The sequence below is a fragment of the Micromonospora sp. NPDC047730 genome (assembly GCF_043204765.1).
Taxonomy (GTDB): domain Bacteria; phylum Actinomycetota; class Actinomycetes; order Mycobacteriales; family Micromonosporaceae; genus Micromonospora.
Genome location: NZ_JBIDCU010000004.1, coordinates 96,193 through 110,626, shown reverse-complemented (window position 1 = coordinate 110,626; position 14,434 = coordinate 96,193). Strand labels below are relative to the sequence as shown.

The following is a 14,434-nucleotide window of genomic DNA, read 5'->3' as shown; positions in this document are numbered from 1 at the left end:
GCACGTCGGCAGCCCAGCAGAGCCGACGGGAGCGTCGGCTTCATTTCGGTTGCGCAGGCGTAATCAGTTGGCGGGCTTACCGAACCAGCGGGAGAGGTGGTCGTCCAGGTCCTGCTGATCGTCGCCGATCCAGGCGACGTGGCCGTCGGGGCGTAGCAGGACGCACGGAACATCCAGTCCCGCAGTGGGATCGCCGAGGTAATCGACCCGGTCCGACCAGCCGCCGACGGTCAGGCGTTCGGTGCGGTCCAGCAGCAGGCCGCGGCCGCGATGCAGCAGACCGTAGAGGTGGCCCTGTTTCACGTCGATGTCGCGCAGGCGGCGGCCGAGCAGGTCGGGGCCTTCGCCGAAGTCGTAGCGGATGCCGATCGCGGTGATTTTCTCGATCAGATAGCGGTTCACCTCGTCGAAGTCCATCAGTTCGGTGAGCAGCCTGCGCACGGCCTGCGGGCCCGGTTCGGTGGACGACAGTTCCATCTGGGCGCGGGTGTTGTCCAGCACGTCCTCGGCGACCGGATGACGTTCGGCCTGGTAGGTGTCCAGCAGTGTCTCCGGCGCCCAGCCGCGGATCTGTGCGGCCAGTTTCCAGCCGAGGTTGAATGCGTCCTGAACGCCCAGGTTGAGGCCCTGTCCGCCGGTGGGTGGATGGACGTGTGCCGCATCGCCGGCCAGCAACACCCGCCCGACCCGATAACGTTCGGCTAGCCGGGTGGCATCCCCGAAGCGGGACAACCAGCGTGGGGAGTGAACGCCGAAATCGGTTCCGGCGATGGCGCGCAGCTGTTGTCTGAAATCCTCGAGGGTGGGCGGTTCCGCACGATCGCTGACTCCCGCGGCAGGGACCACGACGCGATAGACCCCAACACCTGCAGACCTGAGGCTGAATCGCTTGTCGGTCTCGCCGATTTCGGTCACCTTGGCGGCGATCTCCTCCTGCGGCACCCCCACTTCCATCTCGCCCATCAGCGTCTCGGTCCGCGAGGGCTCGCCGGGGAAGCCGACGCCGAGCAGTTTGCGCACCGTACTGCGCCCGCCGTCGCAGCCGACGAGATAGCGCGAACGCAGCTGTTCCCCGTCGGCCAGCTCGACGGTCACACCGTCGTCGTCCTGCTCGAAGTCGGCCACCGCGCAACCGTGCCGGACCTGCGCACCCAGTTCGATCGCATGCTCCTCGAGCAGGTGAACGATGACCGGCTGCGGGATGCCCAGCAGATAGGCGTGCGCGGAATCCAGGCCCTCGGGCGCGGGTTTGTTGATGGCGGCGAAGAAGCCGCCGGCCGGACGCTGTCTTCCGCGTGCGAGAATGCGCTCCAGCAGTCCGCGCATTGCCATCAGCTCGACACTGCGAACATGCAGACCGACTATGCGGACGAACGACACGGGCTCGGTTTCCTTCTCCAGGACGAGTACCCGCACGTCGTGCAGCCGCAGTTCGGCGGCCAGCACCGCACCAGTCGGCCCGCACCCGGCAATGATCACGTCGAACATGAGGGGCGCGCGATCGGCGCCGGCGCCCGGCGATGGGAGTCCGGGGACGTCGCCCACGGTGGAGTCGCGCTCGACCGTATCGGTCGACGACGGCTCGGCGGTGAACTGCGAAGAGTGCATCGGTGTTGCCCTTCGGGAGTGCCTTGTTGGCAAGGCGCTCCCGGCGGCACCTACGTCAATCGCCCGACCGTGACGGGAAGGGGGAGCACCCACATCGATACAGCGTTCATGGGGTCTCACCTCCTCGGGCGGCGTCACGGGCAACTGCAAGCTACAAGCCGAGCATCATCCCGTCCAGTCCTTTCCGGGGTTGGGGAAGACCGGTACAGCGGTTAGCGCTGAGAATGATCTTGCGAGGAGGTCTCACTCAAACGTTCGTTTCCGATAGACCCTCGCCTGGCGAGTCGCCGACAGGCATCGTCCCAGCACGGCTTTCTATCAAAATGCATATCGAAAACAAGGCACCACAACTTCGCCCCGATCGCGAGTTTCGATAGGGTCGGTAGGTGGGACACAAGATCGGATACGCCCGAGTCAGCACTGCCGACCAAGATCCGCAACTGCAGCTCGATGCCCTCGCCGGCGAGGGCTGCCTCAAGATCTACAAAGACGTCGCCACCGGAACCAAGGCTGAGCGCCCTCAATGGCAGGCATGCCTGAACGACCTTCGCCCCGGCGACACCCTGATCATCTGGAAGATCGACCGGCTCGGCCGCAACCTACGCGATCTGGTCGACATCGTCGCCACCCTCGAAGAACGCGGCGTCGGCGTCAAGTCGCTGACCAACGGCATCGTCGACACCACCACCGCCCACGGCAAACTCGTTTTCGGCATGTTCGCCCTCATGGCCGAATACGAGGCGGCCCTCATCAAGGAGCGCACCCTCGCCGGCCTGACTGCGGCCCGAGCGCGGGGCCGCACCGGCGGCCGCAAACCCAAGATGACTCCCGCCCTGATCAACAAGGCGCAGCGCATGTACGACAGCCGCCAGTTCACCATGGCTGAGATCGCCTCATCGTGCGGCGTCACCCCCATGACTATCTACCGCAACATCCACACCGACGCCGCCACCGGACGCACCACGGCGCCCACAGCCGTCACCGCGAAAGGCGCAGCTCAGTGAACCGGCCGGTCTGGCTGCTCGATGTCGACGGCGTACTCAACGCCACCCGACCCGGTTGGAGCGCCGCACCTCGCAACGGCACCGCCTACGGCGGCGGCCATCCGTACCGGCTTCGCTGGGCGCCGGCCCTGATCACCCGCATCCGAGCCCTACACAATGCGGGAAGCGTCACCCTGCGCTGGTGCTCCACCTGGTGCGCCGACGCCGACCAGGTCGAGCGCCTGTTCGCCCTGCCGCGGCTGGAACGCGCCTGGACCGACCCGATCAGTCACAGCGCGGCACCCGCTGCCAAACTCGCCGCCGCGCGCGCCGTCCTGGACGAGGGCTACCGGCTGATCTGGACCGACGACGACGCCGTGCCTACCAGCGGACCGGTATACGACGAACTCGTCGCGACCGGCCGCGCTCTGCTGATCGCACCTCTAGCTAACCGTGGTTTACAGCCCGAGCACCTCGACACGATCGAGGCCTTCCTGTCGGACACCGACGTGCCGGACACCGGTCACGCTGGCGCTGACGCTTTGGAGACGGCCCGTCGTCTGCTCGGCGACACCGCATGAGTCGCCAGCGCAGCTGACGATCACCAGTCTCGCCAGGAGTCAGTCAGCTCTGCCCGGCTGAGGCCGCGCCGGGCGGTAAGGGCAGCGACATCTACGCCAGCATTCGTCAGAACGGCGTCGATGTACTCGGCAAGCTCTTCCCGTTCCCCGGTCTCGATGGCGCCATGACTCTCATCGGCAGCGTTCAACCCCAGTACAACTCGCTCAACGGCTGCCCAGACCGCTTCATCCGCTGTCGGGTCCAAGGCCGCGGCGTCGTGCTCGTACGCGTCCAAGACGGCGTCGACCGCCGTCGTGAAGTCCGCCGGCCACAGCTCGGCGGCATACGCCTCAACCGGATCCAAGCCTCCGGCGGCAACGGCTGCTTCCTGGGTCGCCACCTCACGTCGCCAGCCCCGCGTAGGCCTCTCGATCATGGTCGTTAGCGTAAACGTCGTCTACTTCCCGTGACGCCCACGCCGGCGTCAGGCGGTAGCGGGACGGTAGTCCAAGCCTTCGGGAGACGGCAGGAGGACGGCGGCATACCGCCGGTCGGCGGCTATGTCGGCATCCTCGTCTACTTCGAAGCCGATCAGAGCACGCTGCAGAGGCACATCGTGCACGACGGCTGCCACGTCGGCGAGCCAACGGTCGAGCGGGGCGCGCCATGAGAGCGACTCCACGCCGCTGTGCTCGTCGAAGGGGTAGCCGCCGATTCTGCGGTCAACTCGGGCCAGAGCGCCGAGTGGCAGGTAGAGGTCCAGCCTGTCGACGAGAATCAGGTACAGATCGTAGAAGCCGCCGGTCCAGTTCTCGCCGTCGTTCATGTCGTCTGCCTTCACGCCATCAAGATCTACGACCTGGCGGTCAGCGTCACGTCTATTTCGGGCTTCCCGCGGTCGCGGTGAAGCGGACCACGGTTCCGCTGAGGCGCATAGGGAAGGTCAGGACTGGTGGGCCGGTGAACCACGCCGGCGAGACATTTGTAGGGTCCTCGCATGGCCATACCGGACTTCGTCGTCAAGTTACGTGCCAGCATCGGTCATGCTCCGCTACCGCTGAATGGCGTGATCGCGGTGGTCCTGGACGAGCACAGCCGGGTGCTCATGGTTCGTCGGTCGGACACGGACGATTGGGCTTTGGTCACCGGTTGCCTGGAACCGGGTGAGCAGCCGGCTGCCGGGGCTGTACGTGAAGTGTTCGAGGAGACCGGTGTCGAGGTGGCGGTGGAGCGGCTGCTTTCCGTCGAGGCGCTGGACTTGTCCGTGGCGCCTAATGGTGACCAGGTGTATTGGCTGGCCATCGGATTGCGGTGCCGGGTCGTCGGTGGCGACGCCCGCGTCAACGATGACGAGTCCGTCGACGTCGGCTGGTTCGACCCCAAGGCGGTGCCGGCTCTTGCCCCGCATCAGGCTCGCTGCCTGCAGCTCGCGCTGGCTGATGACGCCGATGCTTGGATCGCTGGCCGTTCCGCCCTCGCCCAGTCGGCGTAGTTCGAGGCGCGGGCAAGATCCAGCGGCATGCTGGCATCAGCCCACGTCGGTGTCCGGATCGCGTAGCGGCCTCAGTCGCTGTGCGCTCGACGGGGCGGGGAAGGTGTAACGCCCGAGCATGTTGATGTGCGCGTAGCCGAGCGGTGACAAGCGGGCGGCGTCCTCGTCGCGGACTGGGTAGTCCTGGGCACGCAGCGCGGTGACGGCCAGGTCGATGTAGCGGGTGTTGAAGAGCACGACCGCGTTGAGCACGAGTCCGAGCGCGCCGAGTTGGTCTTCCTGCCCGGCGCGGTAGGGCTGCATGATGTCGCCGCGGTGTCCGTGCAGGATCTTGCGGGCCAGGGAGTGGCGGGACTCGCCGATGTTCAGCTGCCTGGTGACGGTGCGCCGGTACGTTTCGTCGACCGGGTCGACCATCGCGAGGAGGTGCAGGGTCTTGGCGATGCGGCCGTACTCGGCCAGGGCTTGGCCGAGTGGGGTGGGATGGCCGTCGCGGGTCAGCATCCGCAGCAAGTCGTAGGCGCGGACCTGGTTGGTGATCAGCGAGCCGGCCACCCGCAGCATGTCCGGCCAGTGCGTGACGATCCGGTCGAGGTTGACCTTGTTGCGGGCGATCGCGTTCAGCGGCCCGTAGTCGCCGGCCGGTCGGCCGGGCATGTCGGCGCGCCAGAACCCGGTGCCGCCCACATCGGCGATGCGCGGGGAGAACCGGTACCCCAGCAGCCGAAATAGGCCAAAGACAATGTCCGAGTAGCTGGCGGTGTCGGTTGCCACCATCTCCGGCTTCGGGCCTGCGTCGAGGTTGAGCAGCGTGTCGAGGATGTAGAGGCTGTCGCGGACAGTGCCGGTAATGATGATCGCGCCGAGACCGGCGAACCGGTCGTTGACCGCGTTGAGCCAGGTGATGCCACGTTTGTAGCCGAAGAAGCGCGGGCTGGGCGCAGCGTGGATGGACTGCACCGGTACCCGGAACCGCAGCCCGTCGACCGAGGCGACCAGGCCACCGCCCCACAGCTCGGTGATCCCGATGCACTGCTGGTAGTCGACCAGGCGGGCGTGGGTGTCGGCTCGGATGTAGTTCTGGTCAACATGGGAGAGCCGGTCCCGCGTCAGCGCCGAAATTCCCGGGTGGATCACGGGGGTCAGGCCGACGTTGCAGGCGTCGGCGACCAACAGCGCCGCGACGGTCACCGGCAGCTGGTCCATGCGGGTGGCCAGCCCACCGACGTGGGTGTAGGCGTCGAGCATGCCGGTCCAGGAGTGCACGTCCATCAGCAGCTCAGGCAGGTCGACAATCGGCATCATCGCGGCGACCCGCTTACGCAGGTCGATCAGCGAGGGCGGGTCGCCCAGCTTCTCCAGCCTCTGCACCGACAGCCGCATCCGGCCTGTTTCTCCGTCGGGCACCACCCGCACGCTGGCGTCCGGGCCGGCCTCGGCGATGCGCTGGGTAAGCTGCCGCCAGCCGGCGTCCAGCGTCGCGGTGTACTCGGCCAGGTGCTGCTCGACCGGAGCGGTCAAGCCGAGGCCGGCCAGTACCTCGCCGCGCACCGCGTTCCAGTCCACGCCGTCGAGCAGTTTCGCGCGCGGGTCGGCCCAGCGCAGCGACGGATCAGCGAATAAGTCGCGGCGACGCAACGCCGCGTGCAGTCCGGTGAGCAGGCACATCACATACGCGTCGCGGTCCGCAGCACCGTCGAGCGTCGGATTGTTCAGCACCGCGCGCCGCCACATCGGCGGCACCAGCGCCATGTTCAGATCCGCCTCGGTCAGCGGCTTTTGATCCACCCGGCGGCGCAGCAGCCCCGGCAGCCGGCCCTTCACCTCGATCAGCAGATCCGTGCCGGCCGGCGCCGCACCCAGCGGCAGCTGCTCGGCCAGCAACCGCACGAACGGGCGGACCACCCGGTACCGGGCAGCGATCGCCTGCCGGTTGTCTGCCTCCCACGCATCCGGATCCGGCACCAGCTCCGCCACCGTGGCCACCGCCCCGGCTACCGCCGTACGAGGCCCGGCGGCCCGCTCCACCGCCGCCCACACCTGCCCGAGGTCCTCGGCTCCGTCCAGCAGCTCAAGCACCGTGCGAGCCACCGCCATCAGCGTGGCCGACGCCTTCTCCAACCGCGGCATTGCCTCCAGGCGAGCCCGGTCAGTCGCCCGCCGCGCCGGCCCGATCAGCCGGGTCGCCATCAGTGAGTCGAACAGATCCAACGCATCGTCGACCGCCGCGGCCTCCAGCCGGCGGGCCGTGGCCAGCAACGTGGCGGTCTTACGCGGCTCGGCCAGGCCCCTGAGCAGCGGCGCCTTCCCCGCCCACCCGTACCGGGCCAACGCGGCGACCCGGTTGACCGGCACCGCCTGCACCTGCGCCGCGCCCGCGCCGATCGCCAGCACCTCACTCACCCTGGCCAGCGCCCTCGACATGGCCAGCCCGGAGTCGCTACGTGACGCCGTACGCAGCCGCTCCAACTCGGAGACCTTCTTACCCTCGCGAACCTCCAGCAGGTCCCGCAATCGCAGTGGCAACTCGACATCCGCACCGGCCGCCGCCTGCGCCAAACTCCGGTAAGCACGCTGGGCGGCTTCCTCACGCACGCTCGACACCAGCCGAGCCAGCACGCTGACCCCGGGCAGCAGCACCCGCTCGCGCCGCAGCCACGCCCTGGTCTGCTCGAACAACGCCACCGCGCCCTCGGCATGGATCCACGCCCGCGCACCCATGAACTCCTCCAGCGACTCGCGCACCCCCGCGTCGCCGAAGTCGCGGTACCCGTACGCCGCCCGGATCTCCCACGAATGCTCGTACGCCGTCTGCTGCCGCTCGGTGTACCGCTTCACCACCGACGGATCCGCGATCTCCAACTGGCTGGCCACGTACTCCACCGCCGACCACGGCACATCGAGGGGGTCCTCGGTCAGGAAATGTCCCAGGAATCGCACCGTTCCGACCTGCAGACCGAGGCCGAGCTTGTGGTGATCGGCGCGCTTGTGCGCGATCAGATCCAACGCGGTGCCGTCGAGCAGGAAGAACCCTTCCAGCTCAGAACGGCTCAGCTCACCGACGAACCGCTCGTACGCGGCCACCTGATCATCAGACAAGAACTCAACGGGCACAGCGCAACAACGTACGTCGATTCACTACGCCGCGGCACGCCTCACACCAAGATCATTCCTACCGCTAACCGCTGTACCGATCTTCCTCACCCCCGCTTTCCCCGCCACGTGATCACGACTCCGAACGGACCAGGGCGGTTGCAGGGCGAATCCGGCGTGGCGGTCCGGCTGGTTCCGGTCACGGTCGACGGTCTGATCCTGGCTGCTCCCGAGGCGGACCGGGACCGCGACCATCCGCGCCTGGCTCGCCCGGCACCCATGCTTCCACCTGCACTTCACACCGACCGGATCCTCATGGATCAACCAGGTCGAACGCTGGTTCGGCTACCCTACGCAACAGAAGATCCGGCGCCCACAAGAGCGTCCGGAGCCTCGAGGCCGACATTCGGGCGTGGACCACCGACTGGAACAGCGATCCACGCCCGTTCGTCTGGACCAAGACCGCCGACGAGATCCTCGAATCACTTGCCCGATTTTGTAGGCGAATTTCCGGCGCGGAACGCTAGAAGGGTTCGTACGGCAGCGCGAATCGGCCTTCCGGGAGATTCGGGAACACCGGTGGTCAGGGCAGTAAATGCAATGCCCAGCACGCTCATCTCGAGCAGTAGGGCGTCATCCTGGCTGATCTTGATCCCAGCGGCGTGACATTGACTCATGATGAGATCGCGTCGACTCTGCAGAGCGTCGGTCAGCATGTGCCGCAAGCGGGGATTGCGGGTGCTCTCCAAGTGCAGCTCGAACAGGGCCAGCGGATCGTGCCGGCCGTCGGTCAGCATCGTGGTCATGACGGTGACCAGGGCTTCTTCCAGGTCGGCAGGCGAGAGCGGTCGGACGGTGAAGGCGTCTACGCGTTCGCCGAGCCGGCGGGTGATCCGCTCGATGACGCCGTCGAGCAGCGCGTCGCGGGTACGGAACTTCGCTGGGGAAGTGGCCACTCCTGCGGCCAAGTTGACTGAGAAGCGGCCACCTCGAATGAGAACTGACAGGGCTGGTTGAGCGCCTGCGCTCGACGCAAGCCGCCCACGTCGGATTACCGGATTATCGGTAATGGCAATCCGATAATCCATGCGGACAAGGCCGGCAAACCGGGCGCACATCATAATGACTGTTCTTGTGTAACAGAGGCCCAGGACTACCGGTGCGCCATCTGCGGCAAACACGGGAGCGAACTGAGGGTCAGGTCCCGAGGCCGGCCAAGACTTGACGGGACGCCGAACTCAGAGCCGTGCCGCCTCGTCGTGGACCATTGCCCCGACTCCCGGCGGGTGCGCCGCCTGCTCTGCACCGAGTGCAACGTTGGCCTCGGCGCGTTCCAGGACTCGCCCGAGGCACTCATGGCGGCTGCCCGCTACCTCCTCGCACGGGACGCGTCGCTCATGCCGGAATCGAGCCCAGCGATGGAAGCGTGATCTGGCGGGGCGGTACGCACTGGGGGGGACGGCGGCCGAGATCGCCGCCGCCCTCGGCCCCGACATCACCCCCGGCCGCATCCGCGGCTGGACCCGCGCAGCGACAGGCGCAGCACCAGACCGCCGAATCGGCGCCCGAGGACCGCCAGATGCAGGTGCCACGCAAGACGGCCATTGCAGTGCAGCAGCCCGCTCATGGCTCGAAACCCAGCCGACCGCCAGTCTGCGGCGGGGTTCAGGCTACGAGCAGGCGAAGGCCGAGCTCTGCTGCGTCGAGAGCGACGAGGTCGCGGTTGCGTTCGGCCCACCGGCCTGAGACAAGTTCCGCACGGAGGCTGCGCACGGCCCGCTGCTCGGCCTCAGTGCCGACTCTGGCCCATACCGATACTCCGCGGCGTACGTGATCATCCAGGTATGCCTCGGGCCGACGCCAGTAGGCCTCGAAGAGGCCGTCGGCGCAGTCCCACGGAATGAGCACCGGCTCCACGCGGGCTCCGATCGCGCGGGCCTGCTCGGTCAGCGAAGGTCGGCCGGCGAGAAGGTCTGCGACCTCGGGTAGGTAGTCGCGGGTGAGCCAGAACCGGCGGCGCCATCCGCTGTCACTGGCGTCATGCGTGAACACCACCACGCGGCGGGCCACGCGCCGCATCTCGCGCAGCCCGGCGATCGGGTCCGGCCAGTGGTGAACGGTGGAAACAGCCATCGCGGCGTCGAAGGACTGGTCCTCGAACGGGAGGCTATCCGCCGCGGCGGCCACACACGGCGCTGCGCCGGCGGGGCGCTGCGCCCGCATGAGCGCCGACGGTTCCACCGCGGTGACGTCACGGTCAGGGGGCTCGTAGGAGCCGGTGCCGGCCCCGACATTCAGTACCGTCCGGGCATCGCCGAGCGCGGCCCAGATCCTTGCGGCGATCCGCGGCTCGGTGCGCCGCGTCACGGTGTAAGTGGCTCCGATGGTGTCGTACAACTGCCCGCTGGACATGTCGCTGCCTCCCTGACTGTCACCATCCCACGCCGCGCGTGGTCTGGCCTCGCCGCCCTGGATCGAGAGCGGTAGACGCCGGGCAGCACGCCGTCACCTGAGCGTCCTGCGTGTCGGACAGCGCGTCGAGTGAGCCCGACGTAGCGGGTGTCGACCAGCGCCACGGGCGTTGTCGTCGGCGGCGGCCCGGCGGGCGCCCTGCCGCGGGTCAGGGTCAATTCGGGTGGGCGCGTCCGAGGGCACCGGCTCTGCCCCACCGTCCGGGGATGTGGAGCAGTTCGATCCGGCCCATGCTCGGGGGCACGGCCGGCCTGGTCACCAGGTGCTCGCCGCGTGGCTCCATGCCGAGCATGGTGCGCAGCAGCAACAGGGGGGCGCCGGTGGACCACGCCTGTGGGCTGCACGCCGTGGGGTACAGCACGGGATATCTGGTCAACGTCCGCTCGTAGCCGCCGAACGCCTCGGGCAGCCGCCCGTCGAAGTGTTCCGCGGCGTCGATGATTCCCTCGGCGATGTGCCCGGCCTCCCGGTGGAAGCCGTAACGGCGTAGCCCCCAGGCGATGAAGGAGTTGTCGAACGGCCAGACGGTGCCGACGTGGTAGCCGATCGGGTTGTAGCGTCCCTGCCCCTGCGCGAGGGTGCGTACGCCCCAGCCGGAGAACAGTTGGGGGCCGAGCAGGTGTTCGGCGATCTTTCCAGCTCGGGATTCGTCGACGATGCCGCTCCACAGGAGGTGGCCGATGTTGGAGGAGAGGGCGTCGACCTGGCGGCCGTCGCCGTCGAGGGCGAGGGCGTAGTACTCGCCGTCGGAGACCCAGAAGTCGCGGTTGAAGCGTTCCTTGAGTTCGGCCGCCTGTCGTTCGAGGCGGTCGGCGTACGCGGGGTCGTGCCAGAACTGGCGGGCCAGGCGGGCGCCGCGGATCTTGGCGTCGTAGGCGTAGCCCTGTAGTTCACACGTCGCCCGGGGCAGGCCGGCCAGCCGGCCGTCCCGGAACGAGATCGAGTCCCAGGAGTCCTTCCAGCACTGGTTCTCCAGCCCGTTGAGCTCGTTGCGGCGCTGGTACCAGACGTAGCCGTCGCCCATGATGTCGCCGTACTCGTCGATCCAGTTCAGGGCGGCTCTCGCGGAACGTTCGAGACGCCGAACCGTGGCGGAGTCGCCGGTCCACCGTTCGTACTCGTCGAGCAGGATGACGTAGAGAGGCGTCGCGTCCGCGCTGCCGTAGTACGGCGAATGGGGCTGCTCCTCGAACGCGGTCGTCTCCCCGTACCGGAACTCGTGGAGGATCTTCCCCGGTTCCTCCTCCCGGAAATCGTGCAGGACGACACCCTGCCTCAGGGCAAGCATGCGTAGCGTCGTGGCGGCGAGGTCGGGCGCGAACGGCAGCGCCTGGATGCTGGTGAGGATGCTGTCCCGGCCGAAGATCGCCATGAACCACGGCAGGCCGGCGGCGGGGATGGCATGTGCGCCGGCGGTCAGCGGCGCGAAACGCAGCGCGGAGAGGTCGGCCAGGCTGCGCCGGTAGGTCATCGCCAACGTGGGGGAGTCGCAGGTGAGGCGGGGTGCCTCCGCGAGCCAGTCGGCCAGGTCCTGCCGGATCTCCGCTCGGGCCCGACCGGGTCTGCCCTCCAGGCTCTCCCGAAGGTCGCGCCCGCCCAGGCCCAGCGCCTGCACGTGCAGCTCGGTGGTCCACTGACCGTGGGGTCCGAGCCGAACGTGGTACGTCAGCCCCTGCTCGTCGAGTCGGGCCGGCACAGTGGACGAGACCAGGGTCTCCCGGCAGAACCCCTCCCGCTGATAGCCGAGACGTAGGCACCCGGCATCAACCCGGGTGTAGTACGTCCCGGACTTGTTCCGCACGTCCTTGATCTCGAAAAGGTCGGCGAAGTCGCTCTCGACGTCGATCCGGATCCGTAGGTCGACGGGCTCGGGTTCGTGGTTGATCACCGTCAGCCGCTCGGTGAAGCTTCCACCGATGGAGCGGTCGCGAACGGCCGAAACACCGACGTCGACGAGCGGATTGGGGAGGGCCGGGACGACGACCATTCGACTCTCGAAGAATTCGACCTCCTCGACGGTGAGCGCCTTGACTCGCTCGTCGTTGATGGACAGGATCCATTTCGACAGGAAACGCGTGTCGAACGAGAAGAAACCGGTCGGGAAGGTGGGGGACGCGTCGATGTCGCCCGTCTCCTCGCTGACCACGAACGTGTTGCCGTCCAGCAGCCGGACGAGACCGTCGCTCATGCCGCACGTCTCCGCTCACGGCCGAAATCCCGAGGGTGACGGGCTCCGGGCGGTGCCGGTAGGAGCCGATTGAAGATGCGGAACAGCCGGACATCGCCCTCCGTTCTGACCTCGTTGCGCAACCACGCAGGGTATATCTGTAACTGGCCATCGATGATCCGGTCGAAGGTGGCCCGGCTGCCGTAGAAGACACAGTCGGCCTCGCCCCCATCCCGCGAAACGTGGACATCGCCCTGTTCGATCGCCACGAACCAGCGGTCGACGCCGTGCTCGTGCGTGAGGTCGAACCGCATGGTCGCGGTGGCTTCCTCGACGAGGGTTTCGTGGCCGCGACGGGCGAGCGCTTGAAAGAAGCTCGTGGTGGGATCCGCCACGTCCGCCTCCCTCCGGTGGTGCCGAGCCAGGATGAGCCGCGTACCCACCCTGACCGGGAGCGAGGCATGGCCGCATCACCCGGATCGGGTGATTTCCCCGCGCCGCTCGCGGTCGCGGTTCCAGGAGCGGTGGGCCGCCGCGGGAAGCGGTCAGGGGCGCGCGCCCCCGAAGCCCAGCAGGACGGCGAGGCCCAGGGCGCTGCGCGGGGCGTACGGCACCCGCCACAGGCCGCCGTGCGCCGCGGCGTACGCCTCGTCCTGCCACGGGTGCGGCAGCGACGGCCCGCCGGTGCGCAGGGCGTGCACCAGCAGCGCGGCCATCAGCGTGTTGCTGGTGGCCGGCTCGAACACCTCGATGCCGAACCGGTGCGCGCCCGCGTACGCGGCGGCCAGCGCCCGATTGCGCAGCACCGAGCGGGTGCGGGTGGGCGGCGCCACCGCGAACGACACGCTCGACCCGGCGTCGCGGGCCACCGTCGCCCGCCACCGTTGCAGCCGCTTCGCCAGCGCGTAGTTGGGCCCCTGCTGGGGGACGAGGCTGTCGTTGACGCCAGGGTCGACGCCCGGCGGGTAGTTGCGGTGCAGGAGCCTGCCCCCGGAGGCGACCCGCAGCGACCGGCGGACGATCCCGCGCGCCGCGTAGCCCCGTTCGGCGTGGCGTACCGCGTCGCCGGGGACGGCGAAGACGTCGGTGGGGGTGGCCAGGAAGGCGAGCGCCACGTCGTCGCGACGGTCCTGCAGCCGCAGCGTGAGCGCGTCGACGGCCGTGGCGACCCGGACGTTGGTCGCGCCGTCGGCGTAGACGTAGTTGCCGAGCACGAGCCGGCCGTCGACGCCGAGCAGCCAGTCGGCCACCTGCGGGAGGTTGTGCAGCAGGTCGGCGCCGGCGCGGGCGGCCAGCGCCTCGTCGTCGGGGCCGGTCCCGGCGGGCACGGGCAGGTGGAGCCGGCCGCCGCAGCGGCGCGTCGTGTGCAGCAGCCGCCGCCAGATCTCCGGCCGCGGCAGGTCGACGGCGATCACGTCGCCGCCCCAGCGCAGCACGGACGGCAGCGGGCCCATCTCGGCGCCCGCGCCGAGCACCACGATGCGCTGGTCGCGCAGGTCGAGCCAGTCGGGGTTCGCCATGACGGCGCGTACGGCCTCGGCGCAGGACGGCTCGACGACGCCGGCGGTGACCCAGGCGTCGAGCCGGCGGCGCAGGTCGTCGCCGCGCAGCCGCTGGCCCCGGTACGGCAGGGACAGCTCGCGCTCGACCTCACCGGTGCCGGCGACCGTCGCGGTGTGCAGCGGCGCGACGTCGGTGGCGGTGGTGAACACCTCGCCGAGGCCGATCTCGGTGCCGTCGGCGCGGACCACGGTCATCCGGCGGTGCAGCGCGGCGAGCCCGTCCCGGGCGATGGTGACCGCGGCGTCGCGGGAGAGTAGTCCGGCCTCGACGAGCCGCCGGAAGTGCCCGAGGTATCCGTGCCGCCAGTTCGTCTCGTGTTCGGCCGAGCGCGCGCCGACCGCGTCGACGGCACGCAGCGCGTCGGCGACGACGGCCCGCCCGAGCGCGGAGGTGCTGCGCCCCGCGTCGGTCTTGGGGAACACCACCCCGGTCGGACCCTCCACGGCCACCATCCTTCCGCCCGGCCCGTCGGGCCGTCCTCGGTCGTCGGGTGCC

At 68.8% G+C, this 14,434-nt stretch carries 12 protein-coding genes and 2 pseudogenes; 5 read left to right on the top strand and 9 right to left on the bottom strand.

Annotated features, from left to right (window positions below; genetic code table 11):
* Window positions 1–63 precede the first annotated feature (63 nt).
* Window positions 64–1,488, bottom strand: a complete 1,425-nt coding sequence (gene rox, locus ACGF5G_RS12485; RefSeq protein ID WP_393262600.1) for a rifampin monooxygenase — start codon at window positions 1,486–1,488, stop codon at window positions 64–66.
* A 506-nt stretch (window positions 1,489–1,994) separates the two neighbouring features.
* Here rox and ACGF5G_RS12480 point away from each other — a divergent pair.
* A complete protein-coding gene (locus tag ACGF5G_RS12480) occupies window positions 1,995–2,612 on the top strand; it encodes a recombinase family protein (RefSeq protein ID WP_393261935.1) in 618 nt (205 codons plus the stop codon).
* Window positions 2,609–3,172 (top strand): hypothetical protein, encoded by a 564-nt coding sequence (locus ACGF5G_RS12475; RefSeq protein ID WP_393261934.1) that lies wholly within the window; start codon window positions 2,609–2,611, stop codon window positions 3,170–3,172. Before ACGF5G_RS12480 ends, ACGF5G_RS12475 begins: the two co-directional genes overlap by 4 nt.
* Window positions 3,173–3,192: 20 nt before the next feature.
* Here ACGF5G_RS12475 and ACGF5G_RS12470 read toward each other — a convergent pair whose 3' ends face one another.
* A complete protein-coding gene (locus ACGF5G_RS12470; RefSeq protein ID WP_393261931.1) occupies window positions 3,193–3,588 on the bottom strand; it encodes a hypothetical protein in 396 nt (131 codons plus the stop codon).
* Window positions 3,589–3,636: 48 nt separating this feature from the next.
* Complete coding sequence (locus ACGF5G_RS12465) at window positions 3,637–3,993, bottom strand: hypothetical protein (protein ID WP_393261929.1); 357 nt, start codon at window positions 3,991–3,993, stop codon at window positions 3,637–3,639.
* 156 nt (window positions 3,994–4,149) lie between these two features.
* On the opposite strand from ACGF5G_RS12465, the gene ACGF5G_RS12460 reads away from it, so the two are divergent.
* The gene (locus ACGF5G_RS12460; RefSeq protein WP_393261926.1) at window positions 4,150–4,644 is read left to right on the top strand and encodes an NUDIX domain-containing protein; all 495 of its coding nucleotides are present in this window, start codon (window positions 4,150–4,152) and stop codon (window positions 4,642–4,644) included.
* A 36-nt stretch (window positions 4,645–4,680) separates the two neighbouring features.
* Here ACGF5G_RS12460 and ACGF5G_RS12455 read toward each other — a convergent pair whose 3' ends face one another.
* The gene (locus ACGF5G_RS12455; RefSeq protein WP_393261923.1) at window positions 4,681–7,758 is read right to left on the bottom strand and encodes a Tn3 family transposase; all 3,078 of its coding nucleotides are present in this window, start codon (window positions 7,756–7,758) and stop codon (window positions 4,681–4,683) included.
* 241 nt (window positions 7,759–7,999) lie between these two features.
* Here ACGF5G_RS12455 and ACGF5G_RS12450 point away from each other — a divergent pair.
* Window positions 8,000–8,264, top strand: a pseudogene (locus ACGF5G_RS12450) (IS630 family transposase); the annotation flags it as partial.
* Here ACGF5G_RS12450 and ACGF5G_RS12445 read toward each other — a convergent pair.
* On the bottom strand, window positions 8,220–8,693 hold the full coding sequence (locus tag ACGF5G_RS12445; RefSeq protein ID WP_393261921.1) for a TetR/AcrR family transcriptional regulator: 474 nt from the start codon (window positions 8,691–8,693) through the stop codon (window positions 8,220–8,222). The pseudogene ACGF5G_RS12450 and the gene ACGF5G_RS12445 overlap by 45 nt on opposite strands.
* A gap of 57 nt (window positions 8,694–8,750) precedes the next feature.
* Here ACGF5G_RS12445 and ACGF5G_RS12440 point away from each other — a divergent pair, with 57 nt between their 5' ends.
* On the top strand, window positions 8,751–9,167 hold the full coding sequence (locus tag ACGF5G_RS12440) for an endonuclease domain-containing protein (RefSeq protein ID WP_393261919.1): 417 nt from the start codon (window positions 8,751–8,753) through the stop codon (window positions 9,165–9,167).
* 235 nt (window positions 9,168–9,402) lie between these two features.
* Here ACGF5G_RS12440 and ACGF5G_RS12435 read toward each other — a convergent pair.
* The 4 genes and pseudogenes from ACGF5G_RS12435 to ACGF5G_RS12420 all read right to left on the bottom strand — a co-directional run.
* Window positions 9,403–10,137: pseudogene (locus ACGF5G_RS12435) on the bottom strand (class I SAM-dependent methyltransferase); the annotation flags it as partial.
* Between the two features lie 226 nt (window positions 10,138–10,363).
* Entirely contained in the window at window positions 10,364–12,397 is a 2,034-nt protein-coding gene (locus ACGF5G_RS12430; RefSeq protein ID WP_393261915.1) for a glycogen debranching N-terminal domain-containing protein, read from the bottom strand.
* Window positions 12,394–12,771: an SCP2 sterol-binding domain-containing protein gene (locus ACGF5G_RS12425; RefSeq protein ID WP_393261912.1), complete on the bottom strand. Its 378-nt coding sequence runs from the start codon at window positions 12,769–12,771 to the stop codon at window positions 12,394–12,396. Before ACGF5G_RS12425 ends, ACGF5G_RS12430 begins: the two co-directional genes overlap by 4 nt.
* 150 nt (window positions 12,772–12,921) lie before the next feature.
* On the bottom strand, window positions 12,922–14,382 hold the full coding sequence (locus ACGF5G_RS12420) for a hypothetical protein (RefSeq protein ID WP_393261910.1): 1,461 nt from the start codon (window positions 14,380–14,382) through the stop codon (window positions 12,922–12,924).
* Window positions 14,383–14,434 lie beyond the last annotated feature (52 nt).

What these genes read in the sequence shown, in the direction of transcription:
- rox (WP_393262600.1), bottom strand. Translation starts at nt 1,488, where the DNA reads ATGTTCGACGTGATCATTGCCGGGTGCGGGCCGACTGGTGCGGTGCTG.
- ACGF5G_RS12470 (WP_393261931.1), bottom strand. Translation starts at nt 3,588, where the DNA reads ATGATCGAGAGGCCTACGCGGGGCTGGCGACGTGAGGTGGCGACCCAG.
- ACGF5G_RS12460 (WP_393261926.1), top strand. Translation starts at nt 4,150, where the DNA reads ATGGCCATACCGGACTTCGTCGTCAAGTTACGTGCCAGCATCGGTCAT.
- ACGF5G_RS12430 (WP_393261915.1), bottom strand. Translation starts at nt 12,397, where the DNA reads ATGAGCGACGGTCTCGTCCGGCTGCTGGACGGCAACACGTTCGTGGTC.